General features: G+C 60.3%; 22 protein-coding genes and 4 tRNA genes. 18 read left to right on the forward strand and 8 right to left on the reverse strand.

From position 1 onward, the window contains the following. Nucleotides 1-2: 2 nt before the first annotated feature. The 3 genes from accB to RB548_RS05795 all read right to left on the reverse strand — a co-directional run bounded on the left by accB (nucleotide 3) and on the right by RB548_RS05795 (nucleotide 1873). Nucleotides 3-479, reverse strand: coding sequence for an acetyl-CoA carboxylase biotin carboxyl carrier protein (gene accB, locus RB548_RS05785; RefSeq protein ID WP_331374052.1), 477 nt, complete (start codon nucleotides 477-479; stop codon nucleotides 3-5). 24 nt (nucleotides 480-503) lie between these two features. Beyond that, on the reverse strand, nucleotides 504-950 hold the full coding sequence (gene aroQ / locus RB548_RS05790; protein WP_331374053.1) for a type II 3-dehydroquinate dehydratase: 447 nt from the start codon (nucleotides 948-950) through the stop codon (nucleotides 504-506). Nucleotides 951-1108: 158 nt separating this feature from the next. Continuing rightward, complete coding sequence (locus tag RB548_RS05795) at nucleotides 1109-1873, reverse strand: DsbA family protein (RefSeq protein WP_331374054.1); 765 nt, start codon at nucleotides 1871-1873, stop codon at nucleotides 1109-1111. A 335-nt stretch (nucleotides 1874-2208) separates the two neighbouring features. Here RB548_RS05795 and RB548_RS05800 point away from each other — a divergent pair, with 335 nt between their 5' ends. Further along, nucleotides 2209-3366 (forward strand): pyridoxal phosphate-dependent aminotransferase, encoded by a 1158-nt coding sequence (locus RB548_RS05800; RefSeq protein ID WP_331374055.1) that lies wholly within the window; start codon nucleotides 2209-2211, stop codon nucleotides 3364-3366. Nucleotides 3367-3618: 252 nt separating this feature from the next. On the opposite strand, the gene RB548_RS05805 is transcribed toward RB548_RS05800, so the two are convergent. After that, a complete protein-coding gene (locus RB548_RS05805; protein WP_331374056.1) occupies nucleotides 3619-6405 on the reverse strand; it encodes an Rne/Rng family ribonuclease in 2787 nt (928 codons plus the stop codon). 829 nt (nucleotides 6406-7234) lie between these two features. Between RB548_RS05805 and RB548_RS05810 the strand changes: the two genes are divergently transcribed. The 3 genes from RB548_RS05810 (at nucleotide 7235) to prfB (ending at nucleotide 12507) form a co-directional block, all read left to right on the forward strand. Continuing rightward, nucleotides 7235-8392: an N-acetylmuramoyl-L-alanine amidase gene (locus RB548_RS05810; protein ID WP_331374057.1), complete on the forward strand. Its 1158-nt coding sequence runs from the start codon at nucleotides 7235-7237 to the stop codon at nucleotides 8390-8392. A 377-nt stretch (nucleotides 8393-8769) separates the two neighbouring features. After that, nucleotides 8770-11223, forward strand: coding sequence for a penicillin-binding protein 1A (locus tag RB548_RS05815; protein ID WP_331374058.1), 2454 nt, complete (start codon nucleotides 8770-8772; stop codon nucleotides 11221-11223). Nucleotides 11224-11375: 152 nt separating this feature from the next. Continuing rightward, nucleotides 11376-12507 (forward strand): peptide chain release factor 2 gene (gene prfB, locus RB548_RS05820; protein ID WP_331374059.1). Its coding sequence is split into 2 segments (ribosomal slippage): nucleotides 11376-11444 and nucleotides 11446-12507, totalling 1131 coding nucleotides; the frame shifts between segments, so codons are not numbered across the junction. Nucleotides 12508-12629: 122 nt separating this feature from the next. On the opposite strand, the gene RB548_RS05825 is transcribed toward prfB, so the two are convergent. Continuing rightward, nucleotides 12630-13139, reverse strand: coding sequence for a hypothetical protein (locus RB548_RS05825; RefSeq protein ID WP_331374060.1), 510 nt, complete (start codon nucleotides 13137-13139; stop codon nucleotides 12630-12632). A gap of 89 nt (nucleotides 13140-13228) precedes the next feature. Next, nucleotides 13229-14002 carry an NAD kinase gene (locus RB548_RS05830; protein WP_331374061.1) on the reverse strand — a complete coding sequence of 258 codons (774 nt, stop codon included), beginning with the start codon at nucleotides 14000-14002 and terminating at the stop codon, nucleotides 13229-13231. Nucleotides 14003-14156: 154 nt separating this feature from the next. On the opposite strand from RB548_RS05830, the gene RB548_RS05835 reads away from it, so the two are divergent. Then, nucleotides 14157-14232: transfer RNA gene (locus RB548_RS05835), tRNA-Thr, on the forward strand. 45 nt (nucleotides 14233-14277) lie between these two features. Here the strand turns inward: RB548_RS05835 and RB548_RS05840 are convergent. Beyond that, on the reverse strand, nucleotides 14278-15219 hold the full coding sequence (locus tag RB548_RS05840; RefSeq protein WP_331374062.1) for a LysR family transcriptional regulator: 942 nt from the start codon (nucleotides 15217-15219) through the stop codon (nucleotides 14278-14280). A gap of 134 nt (nucleotides 15220-15353) precedes the next feature. Here RB548_RS05840 and RB548_RS05845 point away from each other — a divergent pair, with 134 nt between their 5' ends. Together RB548_RS05845 and RB548_RS05850 are read left to right on the forward strand one after the other, a co-directional pair. Then, nucleotides 15354-15974 (forward strand): FMN-dependent NADH-azoreductase, encoded by a 621-nt coding sequence (locus tag RB548_RS05845; RefSeq protein ID WP_331374063.1) that lies wholly within the window; start codon nucleotides 15354-15356, stop codon nucleotides 15972-15974. 109 nt (nucleotides 15975-16083) lie between these two features. Next, nucleotides 16084-16356 carry a hypothetical protein gene (locus RB548_RS05850; protein ID WP_331374064.1) on the forward strand — a complete coding sequence of 91 codons (273 nt, stop codon included), beginning with the start codon at nucleotides 16084-16086 and terminating at the stop codon, nucleotides 16354-16356. Between the two features lie 13 nt (nucleotides 16357-16369). Here RB548_RS05850 and RB548_RS05855 read toward each other — a convergent pair whose 3' ends face one another. Beyond that, nucleotides 16370-17245 carry a TrmH family RNA methyltransferase gene (locus RB548_RS05855; protein ID WP_331374065.1) on the reverse strand — a complete coding sequence of 292 codons (876 nt, stop codon included), beginning with the start codon at nucleotides 17243-17245 and terminating at the stop codon, nucleotides 16370-16372. Between the two features lie 214 nt (nucleotides 17246-17459). On the opposite strand from RB548_RS05855, the gene RB548_RS05860 reads away from it, so the two are divergent. The 11 genes from RB548_RS05860 (at nucleotide 17460) to rplJ (ending at nucleotide 24488) form a co-directional block, all read left to right on the forward strand. Then, nucleotides 17460-17544 (forward strand) — tRNA-Tyr (locus RB548_RS05860). Between the two features lie 23 nt (nucleotides 17545-17567). After that, nucleotides 17568-17641: transfer RNA gene (locus RB548_RS05865), tRNA-Gly, on the forward strand. A gap of 262 nt (nucleotides 17642-17903) precedes the next feature. After that, on the forward strand, nucleotides 17904-19079 hold the full coding sequence (gene tuf / locus RB548_RS05870) for an elongation factor Tu (RefSeq protein WP_153442062.1): 1176 nt from the start codon (nucleotides 17904-17906) through the stop codon (nucleotides 19077-19079). 339 nt (nucleotides 19080-19418) lie between these two features. Then, nucleotides 19419-20084 (forward strand): hypothetical protein, encoded by a 666-nt coding sequence (locus RB548_RS05875; protein WP_331374066.1) that lies wholly within the window; start codon nucleotides 19419-19421, stop codon nucleotides 20082-20084. Between the two features lie 121 nt (nucleotides 20085-20205). Then, nucleotides 20206-21099: an NAD-dependent epimerase/dehydratase family protein gene (locus tag RB548_RS05880; protein ID WP_331374067.1), complete on the forward strand. Its 894-nt coding sequence runs from the start codon at nucleotides 20206-20208 to the stop codon at nucleotides 21097-21099. A 169-nt stretch (nucleotides 21100-21268) separates the two neighbouring features. Further along, nucleotides 21269-21344 (forward strand) — tRNA-Trp (locus RB548_RS05885). Nucleotides 21345-21544: 200 nt separating this feature from the next. Continuing rightward, the gene (gene secE / locus RB548_RS05890) at nucleotides 21545-21745 is read left to right on the forward strand and encodes a preprotein translocase subunit SecE (RefSeq protein ID WP_331374068.1); all 201 of its coding nucleotides are present in this window, start codon (nucleotides 21545-21547) and stop codon (nucleotides 21743-21745) included. Nucleotides 21746-21761: 16 nt separating this feature from the next. Further along, nucleotides 21762-22292: a transcription termination/antitermination protein NusG gene (gene nusG / locus RB548_RS05895; protein WP_136504340.1), complete on the forward strand. Its 531-nt coding sequence runs from the start codon at nucleotides 21762-21764 to the stop codon at nucleotides 22290-22292. A 217-nt stretch (nucleotides 22293-22509) separates the two neighbouring features. Continuing rightward, nucleotides 22510-22938 carry a 50S ribosomal protein L11 gene (gene rplK, locus RB548_RS05900; protein ID WP_283963208.1) on the forward strand — a complete coding sequence of 143 codons (429 nt, stop codon included), beginning with the start codon at nucleotides 22510-22512 and terminating at the stop codon, nucleotides 22936-22938. Between the two features lie 4 nt (nucleotides 22939-22942). Beyond that, entirely contained in the window at nucleotides 22943-23641 is a 699-nt protein-coding gene (rplA, locus tag RB548_RS05905) for a 50S ribosomal protein L1 (protein ID WP_331374069.1), read from the forward strand. Between the two features lie 328 nt (nucleotides 23642-23969). After that, nucleotides 23970-24488, forward strand: coding sequence for a 50S ribosomal protein L10 (gene rplJ, locus RB548_RS05910; RefSeq protein WP_331374070.1), 519 nt, complete (start codon nucleotides 23970-23972; stop codon nucleotides 24486-24488). The last annotated feature ends 13 nt before the right edge of the window (nucleotides 24489-24501 follow it).

Consider the following 24501-nt stretch of genomic DNA (forward strand, 5'->3'; position numbering starts at 1 on the left):
CCTTACTCGATCACGATCAGGGGTTCGCCATATTCGACCGGGGCCGCGTCCTGAACGAGAATTTCGGTGACCTTGCCGGCGCGTGGTGCCGGAATCTGGTTCATCGTTTTCATCGCCTCGATGATCAGGATTGTCTGGCCTTCCTTGACCATCGCGCCGACTTCGATGAAGGGGCGGGCGCCGGGGGCCGGAGACAGATAGGCCGTCCCGACCATGGGGGCGGTTACGGCATTCTTGGAGCTGCGGCCGCTCTCGGCAGCCGGCTGAGGTGCCACGGCGGGCTGCGCGGCGGCAACCGGGAGCGGGGCCTGGTAGGTGGGCATTGCCGGCATCGACATCGCGACAGGCGTTCCGTTGCGCGAAACGCGGATGCGCAAGTCTTCCTGCTCCACTTCGATCTCGGTCAGGTCGGTATCCTTGAGGATATTGGCGAGATCGCGGATCAGCGCCTGGTCGATACCCGGTTTCTTTTCAGCCATGGGAATATGAGCCTCGTGTTCTTCTTATTTCGACTTGTCCGTCAGGTTCTTTAGCGCATGCAGCGCCAGAATGTAACTCTGTGCGCCGAAGCCGCAGATCACACCCTTGACGGCTGGGGCGATCATCGACTTGTGGCGGAATTCCTCGCGCGCGTGGATATTGGAAAGATGCAGTTCCACCACGGGAACCGTAATCGCACGAATTGCGTCATGCATCGCAATCGACGTGTGGCCATAGGCGCCGGGGTTGATCGCGACGCCCGCGGCCTTGTCGCCGGCTTCGTGCAGCCAGTCGACAAGGGTGCCTTCGTGGTTCGATTGTCGGAAATCGACGTCGAAGCCCAGCACCTTTCCCTCCGACTTGCACATGGCCTCGATATCGGAGAGCGTTTGGCCGCCATAAATGCCCGGTTCGCGCTTGCCGAGCGCGTTCAGGTTGGGGCCGTTCAGCACAAAAATCGTCGAGGGCATAAGGGAGTCCGGTCCGATGATGGAGGGTTACCTATAGACTGATGGTCCCGCGAGGAAAAGCCCCTTGGGTCCCCGGGGGATTTGTCCACAAGCGATGGCGTTTTTGAGGGAGCGCGACCTGAGGAAGCCGCTTCGCATGCTTGCGGTGTCTCGTGGCTTCAGCAGACTGTCTTGCCGCAGCTGCGCATGTTTTCCACCTTCGTGGCGATCTCGTCGGCCCCAACGGCCCCGAAGACGGCTTCGTTGCCGATCACATAGGATGGTGTGCCGGTGATGCCGAGTTCATTTGCGAGCGAATAGGCCTCGCGCACCGCAGAGTCCTGCGGCTCCTTTTCCATTTTCGCACGCAGTTGCTCTTCGGTGACGCCGAGTTTCGCCGCAATGGCAATCGCCGTTTCCTCCGTCGCGCGTTCCTCGCCGCCGAGCAGAGCCCGGTGGAAATCACCGTATTTCTCGGGGGCGATCAGACGGAAAGCGGCGCTGACCTTATGGGCTGCAAGGGAATCGGGTCCGAGGATCGGCAGCTCTTTCAGCACGAAACGGACGTTCTTGTCCGTCTTGAGGATTTGATCCATGTCGGAGAGCGCCCGTTTGCAGTAGCCGCAATTGTAATCGTAGAACTCGACGATCGTTACATCACCGTCAGGATTGCCGAGGGTGATGTCGTATTTGGATTGGAAGATCGCCTTCTTGTTCGCGGCGATCGCCGCTTCGGCCGCTTCTTGCTGCTTGGCGCGCTGCTTGGCCGAAAGCGCCTCCTGCACTTCGAGCATGACCTCCGGATTGGCGAGTAGATACTCCTTGATGAAGGCGCCGAACTCTTCCTTCTGCTTTGCATCGAGCGCGGCGGCCGTCTGCGGCAAGGCTACGCTGGCAGCAAGAGCAAGCAGCGTTCCGACGGCAATCATCTTCTTGAAGGTCATTCTTTCCTCGTTGTCTTTCCGTACTCTGTCTGTCGTTCATTTCGCACGGCTGCGTCAATGTGCGTGTTTGAAAGACAACAATTTTCCAAGATTCGCGCACTCTCTTGCCGCGAGCATAGGGTGTGCCGCGGCGAAACGAAACGGCAAAATCGGCGGAAATGCGACACTCTCGCACTTGTGAAGGGCGAAATGATCAGGCAAAGGGGCGCGGACACGGTCCCGCTTCTACAGCGCCGCGCGTCTTATCGGACGCGCAAAGGACGCTGTAGAACTTTGAATGGCTGCATGTTTTAAGTCGACCACGATTTAGGGAAACATGCAGCAGAGGATTTCCATTGACACAAATGTCGAAACGCAGCGCCGTCGAGCCCTTTCATGCCATGGATGTGCTGGCGGAAGCCACGCGGCGGCGCGATGCCGGCCACCCAGTCATCTCGATGGCGGTCGGGCAACCGGTCCATCCAGCCCCGAAGGCGGCACTTGAAGCAGCAAGGCGTGCCCTCGAGCATGGCCGTCTGGGCTACACGGACGCACTCGGCACGCTGTCGTTGAAAACCGCAATTGCCCGCCACTATCACGGCCGCCATGGCATCACCCTCGATCCGCAGCGGATTGCGGTCACGACGGGCTCGTCGGCCGGCTTCAATCTGGCGTTCCTCGCGCTCTTCGATCCGGGTGATTGCGTCGCGATCGCCCGTCCGGGATATCCGGCGTATCGCAACATCTTGCAGGCGTTGGGTCTGACCGTCGTCGAGGTCGAGGCGGGCAGGGAGACCGGCTTCACTTTGAAGCCGGAAAGCCTCGCGCATGCGGCCGAGCGCATCGGCAGGCCGCTCAAGGGCGTCCTTCTGGCAAGCCCGGCTAACCCCACGGGGACGGTGACGGGGCGAGCGGGTCTCAAGGCGCTCGCGGACTATTGCCGGACCGAGCGGATCACCTTCATTTCCGACGAGATCTATCACGGGCTGACGTTCGTCGGCGAAGAGGCCACCGCGCTCGAGGTGACCGACAACGTGGTCGTGATCAACTCCTTCTCGAAATACTATTGCATGACCGGTTGGCGGATCGGCTGGATGGTATTGCCCGAGGCGCAGGTGCGCGGCTTCGAGCGCCTGGCGCAGAGCCTCTATATTTCGCCGCCGGAACTCTCCCAGATCGCCGCCGAGGCGGCGCTCAACGCACATGAAGAACTGGATGGCTACAAGGCAGCCTATGCCGCCAACCGCGAACTGCTGATGACGCGCCTGCCGCAAATCGGCCTTGCGATCGCCTCGCCGATGGATGGCGCTTTCTATTCCTATGTCGACGTCAGCCGGTTCACCAATGACAGCATGGCCTTTGCGCGCCGGATGCTGGCCGAGATCAATGTGGCGGCGACACCGGGTTTCGATTTCGATCCCGTGGAAGGGCACCGGACGATGCGCTTCTCCTATGCCGGATCCGCAGCCGAGATGTCGGAGGCAATGGATCGCGTCGCCCGCTGGCTGGCCTGATCGAACGCCGTTTCAATTGGTTACGGCCGGGCCGTGTCTGGAATCTTCGCGGCTCCACCGCATTGAAACACATGCGTCAGTTGCCGTAGCGGGCAAAGAAAAAGCCCGGAGGGAAGCCGGGCTTTTCGTATCCGTCACTCGGTCCTACAGCACCGCGCGTCTTATCAGACGCGCAAAGGACGCTGTAGCACCATGAATTGCTGCATATTTTTAGCCTTAAGTCGGTGGCGATTTAAGGAAACATGCAGTGGCTCAGAAGAAGCCGCGACGTTGCCACCAGCCGCCCTTTTTCGGCTTCGGAGGCTCCTCGTCGTTGTTCTCCGTTTTGCTCGAAACATTCGAGGTGATGACCGGTTCGGACGCGATCGTCGCCAAGTCACGATTGGCCCTGGTGGACTTTGTCTCTCCGAGATCGGCTTCGGCATCCTCGACGGCTTCTGCCGCGGGATCTGCAGTCTCCGACTGTGCTTCGACAGCTTCCTGGGCCGCCTCGTCAGCGTCCGCGTCGGAGGCTTTCGCCGCCTTCTTTCGAGTGCGCTTCGGCTTGGCCGGCTTTACTTCCTCCGACACCATTTCCACGAATGCAGCCTCGGCTGGAACCGCGTCTGCGACTACGGTTTCAGCTTCTACCGCTACGTCCACAGCTGCGTCTTCCTCGCCGGCCTCCGCGGCGAGGTCGCCAGTGGCTTCACCTTCAGTCGATTCCAGCTTGTTGCGGCGGCCGCCACGCTTGCCGCGGCGACGGCGCTTGCGCTTCTGTTCGCTATCGTCCGCTTCAGCGGCAGCCTCCAGGGCCTCATCCTCGCCTTCGGCATCCTCGGCTTCGTCGGCCACGCTCTCCGGTGACTCGTCAGCTTCGGCTGCGACTGCTTCTGGTGCCTGACCGCCGCCCTTGCCACGGCGGCGGCGACGGCGCTTGCGTTTGCGGCCGCCTTGTTCGTCGGCCTGCTGCGCCTTTGCCTGCTCCGGACGCTCGGCCGCGGCTTCTTCCGCTTCCTCCTCGTCCAGATCGTCCTCGATCACGATGTCTTCTTCTTCCGGTTCCGGTTCGAAATGCAGAAGCTGTTCGATCTTGACCGGATTCTCGACCGGCTCGCCCCGGTCGATCGCGAAATGCTGCGCGCCGACATGGGCATCGGCCTCGATGATGATCGAGACGCCGAAGCGCTGTTCGTAATCCATGATCGTGCCGCGCTTCTGGTTGAGCAGGTACAGCGCGATTTCGGGGATCGTGCGCACGGTGATGTCGTGCGTCGTGTTCTTGAGCAGGTACTCCTCGATGCCGCGCAACACGTGCAGCGCGACAGAGGACTGCGAGCGGACGTGACCGGTGCCGTTGCAGTGCGGGCAGGTCTGCATCGTGCTCTCGAGAACCGAGGCACGGATGCGCTGGCGCGACATTTCGAGCAGGCCGAAATGCGAGATCCGGCCGACCTGTATGCGTGCTCTGTCGTTCTTCAGGCAGTCCTTGAGCTTCTTCTCGACGGCGCGGTTGTTGCGCTTCTCCTCCATGTCGATGAAGTCGATGACGACAAGCCCGGCAAGGTCGCGCAGGCGCAACTGCCGCGCCACTTCCTCGGCAGCCTCCAGGTTGGTCTGGAGGGCGGTATCCTCGATCGAGTGCTCGCGGGTCGACCTGCCGGAGTTGACGTCGATCGAAACGAGCGCTTCGGTCTGGTTAATGATGATATAGCCGCCCGACTTCAGCGTTACCTGCGGCTGCAGCATGCGATCGAGCTGCGCCTCGATACCGGAGCGCGAGAAGATCGGATGCACGTCGCGATAGGGCTGCACGACCTTCGCATGGCTCGGCATCAGCATTTTCATGAAGCCCTTGGCTTCCTTGTAGCCTTCCTCGCCGGAAACGATGATCTCGCCGATGTCCTTGTTGTAGAGATCACGGATCGAACGCTTGATCAGGCTGCCTTCCTCGTAGACGAGGCACGGTGCCGTCGAATTCAGCGTCAGCGTGCGGACGTTTTCCCACAGGCGCATCAGATACTCGAAGTCGCGCTTGATCTCGACCTTAGTCCGGTTGGCCCCGGCCGTGCGCAGGATCACGCCCATGCCCTGCGGTACTTCGAGGCCGCGGGCGATTTCCTTCAGGCGCTTGCGGTCCTGGAGGTTGGTGATCTTGCGGGAAATGCCCCCGCCGCGGGCGGTGTTCGGCATCAGAACCGAGTAGCGACCCGCGAGCGAGAGATAGGTCGTGAGCGCAGCACCCTTGTTGCCGCGTTCTTCCTTGGCAACCTGGACCAGCAGGATCTGCCGGCGCTTGATCACTTCCTGAATGCGATATTGCTTGCGGGGTTTGCGGATCTGACGGTCCGGCACCTCTTCCATAGCGTCTTCGGCGCCGACGGATTCGATGATTTCCTTTTCGCCGTCATGGGCGTCGTCGTCATCATCGTCGTCGTCGCGGCGACGGCGTGTATCGACATCTTCGGAAATCGAATCGGTGTCGACCATGGCGGCCATCTCGCCGCCGCCCTCTTCGCCGGCGTCCTGGCTCTCGGCCGTCTCTGAAGCTTCCTCCGCGGCCTTCGCCTTGGTGCGGCGGGTGCGCTTCGGCTTTGCTTTCGCCTTCGGCTTTTCGACGGCGGTTTCGACTTCTGCCGGCGCCTCGGCGGTTGCTTCGACAACCTCGGACACCTCGGCAACCTCTGCAACGGTTTCCGGCTCGGCTTCGACCGGTGACGGCTTCTGCTCGCTTGCCGTGTCGACCGGCTCGACGTCGTCGTCGCGGCGGGCCTCTTCGGCCTCCGCCTTCAAAAGCGCCTGACGATCGGCGAGGGGGATCTGATAGTAGTCCGGATGGATTTCGGCGAAAGCCAGAAACCCGTGGCGGTTGCCGCCGTAGTCAACGAAGGCGGCCTGGAGCGAAGGCTCCACCCTGGTCACCTTGGCCAGGTAAATATTGCCGCGGATCTGCTTCTTATGTTCCGATTCGAAGTCGAATTCTTCTATGCGGTTCCCGCGAACGACAACGACGCGCGTCTCCTCTGCGTGAGACGCATCGATAAGCATTTTCTCTGCCATCTAAGCTGTGCTCCTCGGCGCAACAGTGAAACGGCAGACAGACCTGCTTCCTTGGGAAGGCTGTCAAACACGTCGAAAGCTGCGCCGGATGTGAAAGGTCCTGTTTGGTGCAGGCGATGGTGCAGCAGCCAGACGGCAGCCGGAACGGTAATGTCCCGGGGCCTCTTTACTGCTGACCGATACTGCTGAGTCACATCAAAGACCAAACAAGAATGCCAATGTCCTGGACCTCCAAGGGGAGGCCCGATGAATGCGCCCGCTTGCGGGCATCTGGTGAAAATCACCGTCAAGAACTCCGGCCACCGCCGGAAATTTGCGATCCAGTATACGGGGAGGAAATGCAGCGACGGCGGATGAATACCTGCGGCCGCGTAAGGCATGATACGTTTGCAACCGGCACTTCCGGTTCGATCATTCCTGGCGCAAAGCTTCTCTAAAAGCTCCGGCTGCCCGGCCGACGATTCTATCCCGTCAACACTTTCTCCTTGTGACGCTTTTATGGTTTCTATGTCACATTGGCAAGGGAAAAGCCTTTGCCGCCACAATATTGATCGATTCGCTTGCCCCGGTGAAATCAATCGATAAGGAACGCATTCGCACCGGCGAGTCGCGTTGCGACGGGCCATCATGAGGGTTTTGTCAAGATTTGGTTAACCATGAGGGCTCATTGGTTGAGGGGTTGATGGTTTTGCCGGAAGGCAGGCCGCTGGTATCTGAAGAAATTTGTGGGGAGCCCGGGGTGATGCCTTCGGCGAAACGTCTGTGTTCTTTGCGATCTGTAACGTCGTGGCGTCACGCTCTGCGTGCGGTCTTCTTTGCACTCGCTGCGATGACCGCCAGCGCCGCCGACTTGAGGGCCGCCGAACCGCTGCTCGCCTTCGGTGCCCGGATTGCTGGCGACGATGCCCGCACGCGCATCGTGGTGGAATTCGATCGCAAGCCGGAATTCTCGATCCATTACGTCGCAAATCCGGTCCGCGTCATCGTTGACTTGCCGGAGACGTCCTTCGGGCTGAAGCCGGAGAGCCTGGAACCACGCGGGCTTTTCGACGCCATCCGCTATGGGGGAATGGGGGTAGGCACGTCGCGGCTCGTCTTGTCCGCCAAAGGGCCGGTCGAAGTCAGCCATGTGGAAGTGAAGCCGGAAGAAGATGGCAAGAGCTTCCGGCTCGTCCTTGATGCCGAAAGGATCGACCAGGCCCGCTTCGATGAACTTCTCAACGGCCAGCAGTGGACGGGAACGATGCGTGCGGTAAAGACCGATCGGCCGGTCGCCGTCGTGAAGGATCCCGGCGCCTTTGTCATTGCTGTCGACCCTGGCCATGGCGGCATCGATACGGGCGCAATCGGCAACGTCACCAAGACCGAGGAAAAGCATGTGACGCTCGCCTTCGCTGAAGAACTGGTCGCGACGCTCAAGCGCGAAGCCGGTATCGAGGCATTCCTGACACGCGAGCGCGACGAGTTTCTGTCGCTGCCGCAGCGTGTGCAGATCGCGCGGCAGAAGGGCGCCAATCTGTTCATCTCCGTTCACGCCGACACGCTGAAACAGAAGGACATTCGCGGGGCCACGGTCTACACCATTTCCGACAAGGCATCCGACCATCTCGCAGCCAATCTCGCCGAACGCGAAAACCTGTCCGACGAGATCGCCGGCGTACCGCTGCAAAGTGAGCCGGCGGAAGTGGCGGACATCCTGATTGACCTTACGCGCCGCGAAACCCAAGCCTTCTCGGTCAATCTGGCGCGCACCGTCGTTTCGTCCTTCGAAGGCCAGATCAAGCTGATCAACAATCCGCATCGTCACGCGGGTTTCCGCGTCCTGCAGGCGCCGGACGTGCCCTCCGTCCTGCTCGAACTGGGCTTCCTTTCGAACAAGGACGATGAGAAGCAGTTGCTCGATCCGGAATGGCGCAAGAGGGTGTCGAGTCTGCTTGGGGTGGCCGTTCGACGCTATCGCGAGACGGCGGTCGCGAACGGAGGCTAGTCAAATCCAGGTTCGGCACACTCGGCTGCACCGGGCGGTGCGCGCGCGGCGTGCGGGAAGTGATTTGTGTCGCCCGGGTAACAGCGATATGCTTTTCAACAGGATGCGCACGGGATAATCGGAGACCAGCCCTATTTTACTCACAATCCGGGCACTTAGGAAAAAGGTGCCCGGATTTGTTGGGAAACAGTGTTGATGCTTGGCCTTCCTCGCCATATGAGGAAGCGGCAGAAACGCGTAGCCGCAATACCAGACGATTTCTGACGAACAGTTTGGCGAGGTCGATTTCGTTTACGAGAACACGAGGCCTTCGGGCCTTCGCATCATGCGACGACGACCTGGCAATGGGACGATAATTAGGTACCGGTATCTGACTGATGATCAGACTGATTGGATATTTTTTCGGCATTGGTGCGTTTCTGCTGCTTGGCATCGCGGCGGCCGTCGCGATCTACCTTGGTGCCATCACCAAGGACCTGCCGGACTACGAGGTATTGGCCAAATACGCGCCGCCGGTAACCACGCGCTTCCACGCCGGTAATGGCGCCCTGATGGCCGAATATGCCCGCGAGCGTCGCCTCTACCTACCGATCCAGGCGATTCCGGACCGCGTCAAGGCAGCTTTCATTTCTGCCGAAGACAAGAATTTCTACCAGCATCCCGGTGTTGACATCACCGGTCTTTTTCGCGCCATCGCCGTCAATGTACAGAACTTCGGCTCCGGCCGGCGCCCGGTCGGCGCTTCGACGATCACCCAGCAGGTCGCGAAGAACTTCCTGCTGACCTCTGATCAAACCATCGATCGCAAGATCAAGGAAGCAATCCTCTCCTTCCGCATCGAGCAGGCCTACAGCAAGGATCGAATCCTCGAACTCTATCTCAACGAGATCTTCTTCGGCCTGAACTCCTACGGGATCGCCGGCGCCGCGCTGACCTATTTCGACAAGTCGGTGACCGAACTGACCGTTGCCGAGACCGCCTATCTCGCTGCATTGCCGAAAGGGCCGGCCAACTATCATCCCTTCCGCAAGACGGAAGCGGCGATCGAGCGCCGCAACTGGGTGATCGACCGGATGGTGGAAAACGGCTACGTGACCAAGACAGACGGGGAAGATTCGAAGAGGCAGCCGCTTGGAGTCAACCCGCGTCGCGGTGGCGCTCATCTTTTCGCATCGGACTTCTTCGCCGAGGAAGTGCGCCGTCAGATCATCCAGAAGTATGGAGACAACGCTCTCTACGAGGGCGGCCTTTCGGTGCGCACGTCGCTTGATCCGCATTTGCAGATCGTGGCGCGCAAGGCGCTGCAGGACGGGCTCCTGAACTATGACGAGCGCCGCGGCTTCCATGGCCCGATCAAGACGATTGAGATCGGCGGCGACTGGGGCGAACCGCTCGGAACGATCGCCGCCCTCAGCGATGTGCCGGAATGGAAGCTGGCGGTTGTCCTTTCGGTCGATACGGAAGGGGCGGAGATTGGTATCCAGCCGGAGAAGGAAGCATCCGGCAAGATCGTTCCGGAGCGCGAGACGGGGCACATCTCGGCAAAGAACATGCAATGGGCCTACCGTTCCGCCGGTGGCCAGCGCAAGACCGCCAAGTCGCCGGAAGGCGTGCTCGGCCCGGGTGACGTCGTCTATGTCGAGCCGACAGGCGAAGAGGGCGAATATCGACTGCGGCAGCCGCCGAAGGTGCAGGGCGGGCTGGTTGCGATGGACCCGCATACCGGCCGCGTGCTGGCGATGGTAGGCGGCTTCTCCTATGGCCAGTCGGAGTTCAACCGTGCGACGCAAGCGATGCGCCAGCCCGGTTCGTCCTTCAAGCCCTTCGTCTACGCCGCCGCGCTCGACAACGGCTATACGCCGGCCTCGGTTATCCTCGATGCGCCCATCGAGATTGTTGCCGGCGGCCAGGTCTGGCGGCCCGAGAACTACGGCGGCGGCTCTGCCGGTCCTTCGACCCTGCGTCTCGGCATCGAGAAGTCGCGTAACCTGATGACCGTGCGCCTTGCCAACGACATGGGCATGAACATCGTTGCCGAATATGCCGAGCGTTTCGGAATCTATGACAAGATGCCGCCGCTGCTTTCGATGTCGCTCGGCTCGGGCGAGACCACAGTGCTGCGCATGGTTTCGGCCTATGCCGTCATTGCCAATGGCGGCAAGCAGATCAAGCCGTCACTGATCGACCGGATCCAGGACCGTTATGGCAAGACCATCTTCCGCCACGAGGATCGGACCTGCGACAACTGCAACGCCGATGACTGGGACAGTCAGGAAGAGCCGGTGCTGACGGACAACCGTGAGCAGGTCCTCGATCCGATGACGTCCTATCAGATCACATCGATGATGGAAGGCGTCATCACGCGTGGTACCGCGGCCGGCAAGATCAAGCTCGATCGTCCGATCGCCGGCAAGACAGGCACGACCAACGACGAGAAGGATGCCTGGTTCGTGGGCTATACGCCCGATCTGGTGGCCGGCCTTTATCTCGGTTTCGATGATCCGGCGCCGCTCGGTCGCGGGGCGACCGGCGGCAGTCTTTCGGCGCCGATCTTCAACGCCTTCATCCAGGAGGCGGTCAAGGGCACGCGTCCCAGCAAGTTCGTGGTGCCGGAAGGCATGAGCCTCATTCCTGTCAACCGAAAGACAGGCATGGCGGCGGTCGAAGGCGAGCCGGATACGATCATCGAGGCGTTCAAGCCGGGCACAGGCCCCGCCGATTCCTTCTCCGTCATCGGCGGTCTCGATCAATATGTGCCGCCGGAGGAGATCCTGAGGAACTCGCCGCAGGCGAACCAGGCGGTGACTTCCGGCTCGAACGGCCTGTTCTGACCCTTTCTTTCCAATACATGTCGCCCAAAAGTGTGCAGCGGTTTTGGGATAACGACATGCACAGATAAGATGCCCCGCCCGTCGCCTTTACATCGGCGGCGGGCGTCGCTATTTGAGCGTCACGTTTTTACGGGTTCACAAGAAGCAGGAACATGCGAAGCGAAATCGAGAACATTGTCGACGAAATCAAGCAGGCCATAAGCCTGCTGAGGAGGCATCTTTGACTGGGACCAGGCGATAAGACGACTGGACTGGTTGAACAACAAGGCGGAGGATCCGTCGCTCTGGAACGATGCCGCCGAGGCGCAGAAACTGATGCGCGAGCGCCAACAGCTCGACGACGGCATAAACGGTCTGCGCCGCTTCGAGCAACAGCTTAGTGACAATATCGAGCTGATCGAACTCGGCGAAGAAGAAGGCGATGCAGCGATTGTTGCGGACGCCGAGGAAGCCCTGAGACAGCTGCGCAACGAAGCCACGAAGAAGCAGGTCGAGGCCATGCTTTCGGGCGAGGCGGATCAGAACGACACCTATCTCGAAGTCCATTCGGGCGCGGGCGGCACGGAAAGCCAGGACTGGGCGAACATGCTGCTGCGCATGTATACGCGCTGGGCCGAGCGCCAGGGCTATAAGGTGGAGCTCATGGAAATCCAGGACGGGGAAGAGGCGGGCATCAAGTCCGCAACGCTTCTCGTCAAGGGTCACAACGCCTATGGCTGGCTGAAGACGGAATCGGGCGTGCACCGCCTTGTCCGTATCTCGCCCTATGACAGCAACGCCCGGCGGCACACGTCGTTCTCGTCCATCTGGGTCTACCCGGTCGTCGACGATTCGATTCAGATCGATATCAACGAAAGCGACTGCCGGATCGACACTTACCGTTCCTCGGGCGCTGGTGGCCAGCACGTCAACACGACCGATTCCGCCGTGCGCATCACGCACATGCCGAGCGGTATCGTGGTGCAGTGCCAGCAGGAGCGCTCGCAGCACAAGAACCGGGCCAAGGCCTGGGACATGCTGCGCGCGCGGCTTTACGAGGCCGAGCTCAAGAAGCGCGAGGAGGCGGCGAACGCCGAGGCGGCCTCCAAGACAGATATCGGTTGGGGTCACCAGATCCGTTCCTATGTTCTCCAGCCCTACCAGTTGGTGAAGGACTTGCGGACGGGCATCGAGAGCACGAGCCCCGGCGATGTGCTCGATGGCGAACTGAACGACTTCATGGAGGCGGCTCTTGCCCACCGCGTGCAGGGTGGTGCGGATGCCGTTGTCGAAGACCTGAACTAAAGCAGTTCCGGGAAAAGTGTGTAACGGTTTTCCGTCCGGAATTTCGTCGTTTCAACAGCTCATGTTCGACTGGATGATCGGAGGCCGGGTGCTTGCGCCCGGCCTTTTATATTGTCGCGATGTCAGTTTGTTGCACGCTCAATCTTGATGTCGCCGACATCGTCGATGACCACGGTCCAGGATTCCGGCTCCTTGGCCGAAGGGTCCGTCTTCAGATAGACGGTTGCGAACATCCCCGGTTGCGGGGTGATGCCGGTCGATGTTTCCGGCCGAATGTCGGTGACGTAAGGCTTCAATGCGGTGAATTCTTCCAGCTCCGCCGACGAAACCACTTCAGGGCCGGCGGGCGTCGAGGCGATTTGCTGAATGTGCACCTGGGCGGTGCCGTCGCTCTGGCGAACGGCAATTAGCTTGTAGTAGCCGCGCTTCCCGCTCGAGCTTCCCTGCGAACCGGAAGTAGTGCCGCCGGCGTTTTCCTCCGCACCATCCTGCAAAAGCGCGGCGCCGCTTTCCTCCCAATAACCGGTGCTGGTTACGAAGGTAATATTTGAGGGAAGCATGGCGGATTCTTGCGCCCGCAAGTTGCTTGTGGGCAGGGCGAGGCAAAGTGAGAGAAGCAGGGCTCTGTACATCGGTCGACGCATCCTCCTGAAATGTCTGATCAGCGGGGCCGGCGGCTACCGTTTTGGACCATATCACACCCGTCTTGCAACGTGCGATTTCAATTGGAGAATTGCTCGGCCAGAATGCGGTCGGACCAGGAGTGATCCGGGTCGGAGAGGATGCGGGCTGTCAGTTTTTCGGATTCGGCAATCCTAACCTTGACGACCGACTTTACCTCCTGGTGATCGGCGACCGCATTGACCGGCCGCTTGTCGGCTTCCAGGATCTCGATCTCGACGGTGACATGATTGGGCAGCAGGGCTCCGCGCCAGCGCCGCGGGCGGAACGGGCTGACGGGTGTCAGCGCCAGCAGCGGCGCTTCCAGCGGCAGGATCGGCCCGTGCGCGGAGAGGTTGTATGCCGTCGAGCCGGCCGGTGTTGCCAAGAGAAGGCCGTCACAGGTCAGTTCCTCAAGCCTCGTCTTGCCGTCGATGATGACCTTCAGTTTGGCGGCCTGATAGGATTGGCGAAACAGATAGACTTCGTTGATCGCCAATGCCGTGAATACGTTGCCGTTGACGTCGGTTGTCCGCATCTCAAGCGGGTGAAAGGCGTTCTCGACAGCCCGCTCGATGCGGCGATGCAGGTCTTCCGTGCTGTAGCGGTTCATCAGAAAGCCGACCGAGCCACGGTTCATGCCATAGACAAGCTTGCCGGTGTTCATCGTCTTGTGCAGCGTATGCAGCATAAAGCCGTCACCGCCGAGTGCGACGATCACATCGGCTTCGTCCGCTTCGTGATTGCCATAAATGGCCTTGAGATCCTTGGCCGCCTTTTGCGCCTCTGCTGCCGGAGAGGCGAGGAAGGCGAGTGAGTTGAACTTGCGGGCCATGAAACTCAGTCCGTCGTCGTGAAAGGGCAGGGCGATTGGGTTGCTAACCCCATTTTCTGGCACGGCCTTGCCGCGAACGCATCCGAAAAATTGGGAGAAGTCGCATTTTTGCTTTACACGGAATCAGAATATGATAACTGCCAGCGCGGCAAGTGCCCTTATAGCTCAGTTGGTAGAGCGGCTGATTTGTAATCAGTAGGTCGGGAGTTCGAGTCTCTCTGGGGGCACCATTTTTCAACGGCTTGGCCCCATTCCCATTCATTCAGCTTCTGATTTCAGATGTCGAACGATGCCGCCGGTCTCGGGTCGAACTCGCCGCAGCGCGCCATGGCAGTGAACAGGTTCTCCGCGAGATAGTCGATCAGCGCGCGCGTTGCGGGCAGCAGACCGCGGCGCGAGGGAAAGACGAGGTGGACCATCACATCGCCCGATGTCCATTCCGGCAGGACCGGAACGAGGACGCCGGTGCGGAAGGCGCGTTCGCAAATGTGGTCCGGCAAAAGCGCTATTCCCATACCCTCGATCGCGGCGCGCTCAAGAATGAGGAAATCGCTGCAACCGATGATAGGCCGGTGCGCGATTTCGATTGCGGTTCCGTCGGTATGAAGCAGTCGCCAGGTGTCGTTGGTGTGTTGCTCGTTCGTCGAAAGCGTTGGCATCTGGGCAAGATTGTCGATGGTGATGCCATTGAGACGTGCGAGAAGCGTCGGGCTTCCCGCAAGCCGCTGGCGTACCGTGCCGAACTGGCGCACGATCAATTGACTGTCGGTGTCAAGCTGTTCGCGGGCGCGCAGAGCGACATCGATTCGCTCTTCGACCAGATCAAGGCGCCTGTTGGTCGTCGTAATCAGCAAGCGAACGCCGGGATATCGGCGATGAAAGCCCGGCAGGATATCCGCCAGCATCGGCGTGAAGCCAAACGGGCAGCCGAGTCGGACGATCCCCGTCGGCTCGGCGCGAACCGCCGCAATTTCGGCTTCGGCCGCCTCGACGCCTTCCAGCAATCCCTGGCAATGCTCGTAAAAGACGGTCCCGATTTCGGTCATGCGCAGCTTGCGCGTCGAGCGCTCGAGCAGACGGACGCCAAGTTGTTCTTCCAGGCGCGAGACATGCTTGCTGAGCTTCGATTTTGGGATGTTCAGGTCTCGCGCTGCTGCGCTGAAGCCGTTGTTTCTTACGACGGCCGCGAAGAGAGCGATGTCATTAAGGTCCTGCAATCCTGCCTCCCAAGCCCTTTTTACGCGTTGATTGTTTCTATCAGGAAACAGAATGTCAAATATCTGCGCACTTATCCTGCGATTGTTTTCCGATCATATGAGGGACACCGCAACGCAACATAAAGGTGCCTCCCATGAAAGTCCTTCATATCGACTCCGGCATTCTCGGAGAACATTCGGTTTCCCGCCGCCTGACAGCGGCGATCGTCTCGCAGATCAAGGCCGACCGGCCGGATGCCGAGATCACCTATCGCGACCTCGTGGCCAACGGCGTGCAGCACCTCACTGGTTCGCAGATCATGGCCCCGGCCGACCTCGGTGGCGTCGAGCCGGCTCTCGCCGCCGACGTTCAGAGCGGTCGCCGGATGCTGGAAGAATTCCTGGCTGCCGACACGATCGTCATTGGTGCGCCGATGTACAACTTCTCCATTCCGAGCCAGTTGAAGGCCTGGATCGATCGCCTCGCCGTCGCCGGCAAGACCTTCCGCTACACCGAAGCTGGCCCGGAAGGGCTTGCCAAGGGTAAAAAGGTCATCATTGCCTCGACCCGCGGCGGACATTATTCCGCTGGCCCGGCTGCTGCCATGGACCATCAGGAGAGCTACCTGAGGACGGTTTTCGGCTTCTTCGGCATCACCGACGTCGAATTCGTGCGGGCCGAGGGGCTCAATCTCGGTGACGATTCGAAGCAGTTCGCGATTGCCGAGGCCGAAAAGGTGATCACTGCCGGCAACGTCCTTCGCCTGGCGAGCTAAGACGTTCATCTGGACCGTGGAATATCGGTTCGTTGCGGAGAATGCCGGCTGTGAAAGCAGCCGGCATTCTCCGTTTTTGCTGGTCGCCGTTTCGCGCTAATATCCGCATATGGAACGTCTGCGCGCGATGCCGATAGCAACGCTGTGGCTGGCGGCGATCATGGCCGCCGGAAGCGTTCTTGCGGCCCCTCCTGATCGGCGCTGCACTTGTCGCAATCGCGACGGATCAACATACGCGGTTGGTCAGACCGCATGCATCAGGGTGGGCGACGTCTCCTATCTGGCCCGCTGCGAAATGGATCTCAACGTGACGACGTGGAGGAAGGTGCGCGACGGTTGCCCGACCGCTCAAATCGGAACGGCGGAAGTCCCGCTTGATTGAAGCCCCGCGCCGTCTAAATCTTCAAAAACTGTCGTGCCGCATACATGGCGATCGCCGCAGCGTTCGAGACGTTCAGCGATTTGATTGCTCCCGGCATGTCAAGGCGAGCAAGCGCCCTTACCGTCTGACGCGTCTTCTGCCGCAATCCCTTGCCCTCCGACCCCAATACGAGGGCGATCCTGTTGCCGGCGAAAGTACCTTCAAGCGGTTCCGGGCCCTCCGAATCGAGACCGATTGTCAGAAAACCGAGCTTGTGCAGTTCGTCTATCGCGTCGGCGAGGTTGGTGATCTGGATGTAGGGGATCAGCTCCAGCGCGCCGGAAGCGGATTTTGCCAGGACACCCGACTCGGTCGGGCTGTGGCGCATCGTGGTAATGAGTGCCCCGGCATCGAAGGCGACCGCGGAGCGCATGATTGCGCCGACATTGTGGGGATCGGTCACCTGGTCGAGCACCAGAATCAGCGGGCAGTCGCGCAGCGCTTCAAGACTGCGGTGCGGCAACGGCCGCGTTTCCAGCATCACGCCCTGGTGGATGGCGTCCGGGCCGAGAATCCTGTCCAGGTCCTGCGGCGTCACGACCTCGGTCGGAAAGGGAAGCGCGGCGTGGTCGCCGAGTTCCAACCGGGCGGCCGCGTTCTGAGTTACCGAGAGGCGAACGATTTTCCGGTCCGGATTGTCGAGGGCGGCGCGAACCGTATGCAGACCGTAGAGAAGCACCTGCTCGGGCGCGAGCGCCGGAGGTTTCCAATCGGCAGGCATCTTCTTGCGTTTGTCCTGTCTGGGCGTGGGGATCTCGCCGCGCTCGCGCCGGGCGTCGCGGTGGGCGCGCCGGAGATTGGCATAATGGGTGTCCTTGGCGCTCTTGTCGCCGCTCTTGTCCTTGCTCATGTGCGTCTTATAGTGACGTTCGATCGCCGTTGGAAACGCTTTCGGCGATGTTCGCCGGCGCTGCTGTGGAGAATTTCTGAAATTTTGCGTTTCGCCGTGTTGACAGGACGAAGGAGGGCGGTCATATACCCGGCGCAGATCGCGAGGCGGCAGCAAATGTCGCCGCTTCCTTCACGATCTCAAATGCTTGGTCGATTGATCCCGACAGAATAATGGAGGGATGCCCGAGTGGTTAAAGGGGACGGACTGTAAATCCGTTGGCTCAGCCTACGTTGGTTCAAATCCAACTCCCTCCACCATTCTGTTTCAGGATCGAAGGCCCGCGGGTATAGCTCAATGGTAGAGCAGCAGCCTTCCAAGCTGAATACGCGGGTTCGATTCCCGCTACCCGCTCCAGCTCATTCCGTCATCGCAAAGACAGCTCAGACAGCGCTTCAAGTAAACGTCGCATGTCGATGATTGTGTTTATGTTCGCGCGTTCGAATTGTCGCTGCGCCGGTATCCGGCACGCCGTTTGATCCCGAAGCGCTGAGCGGCTGTGCAGCACCGTCCCGGCGCACACAATTAAGTCTTGCGCAAATCCCGCGAAACCCTTAAACGGCTCGACAAACCGGCCCAGCCGGCTGATCCATCTTATTTGACCACAGGAAACGTACCCATGGCAAAGAGCAAATTTGAGCGCAACAAGCCGCACGTTAACATTGGCACGATTGGCCACGTTGACCATGGCAAGACGTCGCTGACGGCAGCGATCACGAAGTACTTCGGCGAGTTCAAGGCGTATGACCAGATCGACGCTGCGCCGGAAGAAAAGGCCCGTGGTATCACGATTTCGACGGCGCACGTCGAATACGAGACGCCGAACCGTCACTATGCGCACGTCGACTGCCCCGGCCACGCCGACTACGTGAAGAACATGATCACCGGTGCGGCGCAGATGGACGGCGCGATCCTGGTTGTTTCGGCTGCCGACGGCCCGATGCCGCAGACCCGCGAGCACATCCTGCTCGCCCGCCAGGTCGGCGTTCCGGCGATCGTCGTGTTCCTCAACAAGGTCGACCAGGTCGACGACGCCGAGCTGCTCGAGCTCGTCGAGCTCGAAGTTCGCGAGCTGCTGTCGTCCTACGAATTCCCGGGCGACGACATTCCGATCATCAAGGGCTCGGCGCTCGCCGCGCTTGAAGATAGCGACAAGAAGATCGGCGAAGACGCGATCCGCGAGCTGATGGCCGCGGTTGACGCCTACATCCCGACGCCGGAGCGCCCGATCGACCTGCCGTTCCTGATGCCGATCGAAGACGTGTTCTCGATCTCGGGCCGCGGTACGGTTGTGACCGGTCGCGTCGAGCGCGGCATCATCAAGGTCGGCGAGGAAGTCGAGATCGTCGGCATCCGTCCGACGACGAAGACGACCTGCACGGGCGTTGAAATGTTCCGCAAGCTGCTCGACCAGGGCCAGGCCGGCGACAACATCGGCGCGCTCTTGCGCGGTGTCGACCGCAACGGCGTCGAGCGCGGCCAGATCCTGTGCAAGCCGGGTTCGGTCACGCCGCACACGAAGTTCAAGGCGGAAGCCTACATCCTGACGAAGGAAGAAGGTGGCCGTCATACGCCGTTCTTCACCAACTACCGTCCGCAGTTCTACTTCCGCACGACGGACGTGACCGGCATCGTGACGCTGCCGGAAGGCACGGAAATGGTGATGCCGGGCGACAACGTGACGGTTGACGTCGAGCTGATCGTGCCGATCGCGATGGAAGAAAAGCTGCGCTTCGCGATCCGCGAAGGCGGCCGCACCGTCGGCGCAGGCATCGTCGCCTCCATCATCAAGTAATGATCGCAAGGACGATGCCGTCAGCTGCCGACGGCAGCAAGGAAGGTGCAAATGGCGCGCAAGCGCGATTTGCAGGCGGCGCAGGCATCGTCGCCTCCATCATCAAGTAATTTCGGCTAGCCCGGATTTCGAAGGCCCCGCAGGCAACTGCGGGGTCTTCTGTCTTTGGTGGTGAACACCGAACCCGCGTCTGTTTTGGGCCCGATGTACGTAACAGCGCTCGCGGGATCCGCTGTGCGCGGTCGCCGACGAGCATAAGGTCGTCACAGATCTGATTTATCTTCCGAACCTTGCGATTTGCCGGAATGGCAACGGTTTTGACCGAGGATCGGAATCCCAATGAAAAGACGCATTGCTACGCGCCTTGCCGCGGTCGGCATCGCTTTTGTTTGTGTGTGGGCCGCCCCTCCGCGAACAGCGTCAGCCGCCGATGATGCCCCGCTTATCTGGGCGCCCGCAAAGACCGGGGCCAATGCCTACAGGCTGCGGCTCGGCGTGCGTTTCCCCTGGCGCTGGGATACGACAGCAGGGGCCGAGTTCTCGATGGGGGCGGCGCAGTCGGGGAAGATCACTCCGCCGGCCGCGCCGGTGCGCCTCTGGGGGGCGCTTTCGCGCAAGAGCGGGCGGGTGTCTACGCGCTCCTCGCAAGTCAGCTTGGACTTCAACGCCTTGAGTGGCGCCGGCAATGTGGGCGCCGCCACCGCGCGCACATGGATGGTGACGCCGACAGTCGATGCGGAGGTCCACCGTAGCATTGCCCTCCAGTGCAATGCCTACGAGAACAGTTGCGCCAAGCCGCGGCTGACGCAAACGGCCCGGCTGACGTCTCCGGCGACCCGGACGTCAATTGTCGCGCAGGGTGAGCTTTCCAGCGAGGGTGTCAACAGCGTGAGCCGCATTGGCTTCGAACAGAAGTTCGGCAATCTGCAGCTCGGCGCCGCTGTGGTCGACCCGTTGCTGGCGCCACGCAGCGTGTTCGATATCCGCTACAGCCTGAAATGGTGAGGCGGCGAACGCCCGCCCTTCAGGTATCGCGCGCGGTGCCCGGGGCGGTGCGCAAGGCAAGCGCATCTTGTGCAAAGGCGCAAAGCGCATAACTATTACTTTGTTTTTGTGGGGAGGCGTCATGAAGAAGCGGATTCTCTTTTCCGGCGGCGCAGGCAAGGCCGGGCGGCATGCGGTACCTTATCTCGTCGAAGCGGGTTATGAGGTGCACAATGTCGACCTTGTTCCGCTCGACAGCCCCGGTGTCACCAACCTGATCGCCGACATCACCGACAGCGGCCAGATGTTTAATGCGCTCTCGATGCATCGGGACTTTCCCGATCTCGATCAGGGGCCGCGGCCCTTCGATGCAGTCGTTCACTTTGCTGCCATTCCGCGCATTCTCATCAAGCCGGATAACGAGACCTTCCGGGTCAACGTTATGGGCACTTACAATGTGATCGAAGCGGCGGTGAAACTCGGCATACGCAAGATCATCGTTGCCTCGAGCGAGACGACCTACGGTGTCTGCTTTGCCGAGGGCCATCGCGATTTCCACCATTTCCCGCTCGAGGAGGACTACGACGTCAACCCGATGGACTCCTACGGTCTTTCCAAGGTGGTGAACGAGAAGACGGCCCGCGCCTTTGCGGAGCGCTCGGGGTTCGACATCTACGCATTGCGCATTGGCAACGTGATCGAGCCGCATGAATATGCGAACTTCCCGCACTACTTCGCCAATCCAGAAATCCGGAAAAGGATTGCCTGGAGCTATATCGACGCGCGCGACCTCGGCCAGATCGTCAAGCTCTGCATAGAGAAGGACGGCCTCGGCTTTGCGATATTCAACGCTGCGAACGACACCGTCTCGGCCAATACGCCTTCCCGTGAACTCGCCAAGCGGTTTTATCCGAATGTTCCCTTCAAGAAAGAGATCGGCGAGTTCGAAGGCCTTCTCTCGAACAGGAAGATTCGCGAGGTCCTCGGGTTCAAGGAGGAACACGACTGGCGGAAATACGTCCGGGTGGAGAACTGAAGCGCCGCGACCGTCTGCGGCCTCGACGATGTCTCAGGCGGTCCACGAAATTTTCTTCGAACTTTTTACCCTTTTGTCGCGAATGCGCTTGAAAGCGTGCGGCAAACTGAATAAGAAGCCGCAGACTTGAGACGCGTGCGGGCCTTTTGACCGGTCGTTGTCTCTGTCTAGGGGTATAGCTCAGTTGGTAGAGCGGCGGTCTCCAAAACCGCAGGTCGGGGGTTCGAGCCCCTCTGCCCCTGCCAGTTTTCGTCATTCTTGCCTCATCGTCGGAATTCGGCCAGAATGAACAGAGTAGGGCGGCGCGGCCGTCTTTTTATATTCACAAAAAAGACTGATTGGCTCTTGTGGTTTTCGGAATCGGTCTTTATGTAGGGTCCAAACAGACACGCGGTGCGTGGGGCTGAATCATCGGCTTTACGCGCCGTAATGGCGTGAGCATTTTATGGCATCCAAAACGAATCCGTTCACGTTTCTGCAGCAGGTTCGCTCTGAAACGTCAAAAGTGACTTGGCCTTCACGGCGCGAGACGATGATCTCGACGCTGATGGTCTTAGTCATGGTCTCTTTTGCCGCCGCCTTTTTCTTTGGTGCGGACCAGTTGATGGGCTGGCTGATGAGCCTCGTCCTCAACGTTGGCGCTTGATTGGGTGGAGAGTAGCATGGCTGCGCGCTGGTATATCGTTCACGCCTATTCGAATTTCGAAAAGAAGGTCGCCGAGTCGATCGAGGAGAAGGCCAAGCAGAAGGGTCTGGATCACCTTTTCGAGAAGATCCTGGTTCCGACCGAAAAGGTCGTCGAGATTCGCCGCGGCCGCAAGGTTGACTCGGAGCGCAAGTTCTTTCCGGGCTACGTGCTTGTTCGCGCCAATCTGACCGATGAGGCCTATCACCTCATCAAGAATACGCCGAAGGTCACGGGCTTCCTCGGAACCGACAGCAAGCCCGTTCCGATTCCGGATCATGAGGCCGAGCGGATCCTTGGTCAGGTCCAGGAAGGTGTTGACCGTCCCAAGCCGTCGGTTTCCTTCGAGATCGGCGAGCAGGTCCGGGTATCGGATGGTCCGTTCGCATCCTTCAACGGCATCGTTCAGGATGTTGATGAAGAGCGGTCACGTTTGAAGGTCGAGGTCTCGATCTTTGGTCGCGCGACCCCTGTCGAGCTGGAATATGGCCAGGTCGAAAAGGTCTGAAAAATACAGGTTTAAAAGGGATGGAGCGAGTCGATTGGCTTGTTCCGGCGGAGTGATCCGCATGCGCGTGGGAGGTGTCCGGTCTTAGCCGGGTCGGTTTATCCGCACCACGCAACCGCAGCCGCCGGTCGAAGGGCCGGCAAACGGCCGGGTGACCGGCTCAACAGCTCCTCTTCCGGTTTGACCGTATAGGGGGGGCATTCAGAGGCAGAGAGAAATGGCTAAGAAAGTTGCAGGCCAGCTCAAGCTGCAGGTGAAGGCCGGCTCGGCGAATCCGTCGCCGCCGATCGGTCCTGCGCTTGGTCAGCGTGGCATTAACATCATGGAATTCTGCAAGGCGTTCAATGCCGCCACGCAGGAAATGGAAAAGGGTATGCCGATTCCGGTCGTCATCACCTATTACCAGGACAAGTCTTTCACCTTCATCATGAAGCAGCCGCCGGTCAGCTACTTCCTGAAGCGTGAAGCAAAGATCCAGTCGGGCTCGAAGACCCCGGGCAAGGCCAAGGCCGGCTCGATCTCCAAGGCTCAGATCCGCACGATCGCGGAGGCCAAGATGAAGGACCTCAATGCGGCCGATGTTGAAGGCGCAATGGCAATGGTCGAGGGCTCTGCCCGCTCCATGGGCCTGGAAGTGACGGGCTAAGACCATGGCGAAGATTGCAAAGCGTGTACAGAAGTCCCGCGAGGGCATCGATCCGGCGAAGATCTACGGCCTCGGTGAAGCCGTAACGCTGGTCAAGGAGCGTGCGACGGCAAAGTTCGATGAAACCATCGAAGTCGCCATGAACCTCGGCGTTGACCCGCGCCATGCCGACCAGATGGTCCGCGGCGTTGTCAACCTGCCGAACGGCACCGGCCGCTCGGTTCGCGTTGCCGTTTTCGCGCGCGGCGCCAAGGCTGACGAAGCCAAGGCTGCCGGTGCTGATATCGTCGGCGCCGAAGATCTCGTCGAGATCGTCCAGGGCGGCAAGATCGATTTCGATCGCTGCATCGCTACCCCGGACATGATGCCGCTCGTCGGTCGTCTCGGTAAGGTTCTCGGCCCGCGTGGCATGATGCCGAACCCGAAGGTCGGCACGGTCACCATGGACGTTGCCGCCGCCGTCAAGGCCTCCAAGGGTGGTGCGGTCGAGTTCCGCGTCGAAAAGGCCGGTATCGTCCACGCAGGCGTCGGCAAGGCGTCCTTCGATGCCAAGGCACTGGAAGAAAACATCCGCGCCTTCGCTGATGCGGTGATCAAGGCAAAGCCGACTGGTGCCAAGGGCAACTACGTCAAGCGCGTAGCGATCTCCTCGACCATGGGGCCGGGCCTGAAGATCGATCCCGCGACCCTCAGCGTCGCCTGATAATTCCGGGCTTCGGCCCGAAACCGAATTTCCGGCCTTTCGGGGCCGGAAATATCCGGACCCAGGTCCGGAACTCCTGTCCGAGATTGCGGGTGGTTTTACCTTAATCACCATTGCCCGCATGAGACGGGTAAGACCTGAATTTTGAACAACGTCACTGGCGTCGAAATTCGGTTCGAACCTCGCTTGCCTTGTGTCAGACCCGGCTCTCCCGGGAACGCCAAGGGACAGGATCCTTAAGCGTTGCTTGGGATCGAGCATGATCCCGGGTGACAAAGGCAAACCCGGCAGGGCTGCTTGAAGCAACCCTGTCAACTGGAGACAGACAGTGGAAAGAGCGGAAAAACGCGAATTCGTCACGGAGCTGAACGAAGTCTTCAAGGCTTCCGGTTCGGTTGTCGTGGCCCACTATGCTGGTGTCACAGTTGCGCAGATGAACGACTTCCGTTCGAAGATGCGCGCTGCTGGCGGCACCGTCAAAGTCGCGAAAAACCGCCTGGCCAAGATCGCTCTTCAGGGCACGGAGTCTGAAGGGATGACCGATCTCTTCACGGGACAGACGCTGATTGCTTTCAGCGCCGACCCGATGACGGCTCCGAAGGTCGTCATGGATTTCGCCAAGACCAACGACAAGCTCGTTGTTCTCGGTGGCGCCATGGGTGCAACCACGCTCAACGCCGAAGCAGTCAAGTCGCTTGCGACGCTGCCTTCGCTGGACGAGCTGCGCGCGAAGCTGCTGGGCCTTCTCAATGCCCCGGCAACCCGCGTCGCGACGGTTGTCGCAGCACCGGCAAGCCAGCTTGCTCGCGTGTTCTCGGCCTATGCCAAGAAGGACGAAGCCGCCTGAGGCGGAATTTCGC

Source organism: Sinorhizobium chiapasense (assembly GCF_036488675.1).
GTDB lineage: Bacteria > Pseudomonadota > Alphaproteobacteria > Rhizobiales > Rhizobiaceae > Sinorhizobium > Sinorhizobium chiapasense.

Excerpts from the sequence above, each read along its gene's own strand:
- accB (WP_331374052.1), bottom strand. The coding sequence starts at position 479 with ATGGCTGAAAAGAAACCGGGTATCGACCAGGCGCTGATCCGCGATCTC.
- aroQ (WP_331374053.1), bottom strand. The coding sequence starts at position 950 with ATGCCCTCGACGATTTTTGTGCTGAACGGCCCCAACCTGAACGCGCTC.
- RB548_RS05795 (WP_331374054.1), bottom strand. The coding sequence starts at position 1,873 with ATGACCTTCAAGAAGATGATTGCCGTCGGAACGCTGCTTGCTCTTGCT.
- RB548_RS05805 (WP_331374056.1), bottom strand. The coding sequence starts at position 6,405 with ATGGCAGAGAAAATGCTTATCGATGCGTCTCACGCAGAGGAGACGCGC.
- RB548_RS05810 (WP_331374057.1), top strand. The coding sequence starts at position 7,235 with ATGACCGCCAGCGCCGCCGACTTGAGGGCCGCCGAACCGCTGCTCGCC.
- RB548_RS05815 (WP_331374058.1), top strand. The coding sequence starts at position 8,770 with ATGATCAGACTGATTGGATATTTTTTCGGCATTGGTGCGTTTCTGCTG.
- RB548_RS05825 (WP_331374060.1), bottom strand. The coding sequence starts at position 13,139 with ATGTACAGAGCCCTGCTTCTCTCACTTTGCCTCGCCCTGCCCACAAGC.
- RB548_RS05830 (WP_331374061.1), bottom strand. The coding sequence starts at position 14,002 with ATGGCCCGCAAGTTCAACTCACTCGCCTTCCTCGCCTCTCCGGCAGCA.
- RB548_RS05845 (WP_331374063.1), top strand. The coding sequence starts at position 15,354 with ATGAAAGTCCTTCATATCGACTCCGGCATTCTCGGAGAACATTCGGTT.
- RB548_RS05850 (WP_331374064.1), top strand. The coding sequence starts at position 16,084 with ATGGAACGTCTGCGCGCGATGCCGATAGCAACGCTGTGGCTGGCGGCG.
- RB548_RS05855 (WP_331374065.1), bottom strand. The coding sequence starts at position 17,245 with ATGAGCAAGGACAAGAGCGGCGACAAGAGCGCCAAGGACACCCATTAT.
- tuf (WP_153442062.1), top strand. The coding sequence starts at position 17,904 with ATGGCAAAGAGCAAATTTGAGCGCAACAAGCCGCACGTTAACATTGGC.
- RB548_RS05875 (WP_331374066.1), top strand. The coding sequence starts at position 19,419 with ATGAAAAGACGCATTGCTACGCGCCTTGCCGCGGTCGGCATCGCTTTT.
- RB548_RS05880 (WP_331374067.1), top strand. The coding sequence starts at position 20,206 with ATGAAGAAGCGGATTCTCTTTTCCGGCGGCGCAGGCAAGGCCGGGCGG.
- secE (WP_331374068.1), top strand. The coding sequence starts at position 21,545 with ATGGCATCCAAAACGAATCCGTTCACGTTTCTGCAGCAGGTTCGCTCT.
- nusG (WP_136504340.1), top strand. The coding sequence starts at position 21,762 with ATGGCTGCGCGCTGGTATATCGTTCACGCCTATTCGAATTTCGAAAAG.
- rplK (WP_283963208.1), top strand. The coding sequence starts at position 22,510 with ATGGCTAAGAAAGTTGCAGGCCAGCTCAAGCTGCAGGTGAAGGCCGGC.
- rplA (WP_331374069.1), top strand. The coding sequence starts at position 22,943 with ATGGCGAAGATTGCAAAGCGTGTACAGAAGTCCCGCGAGGGCATCGAT.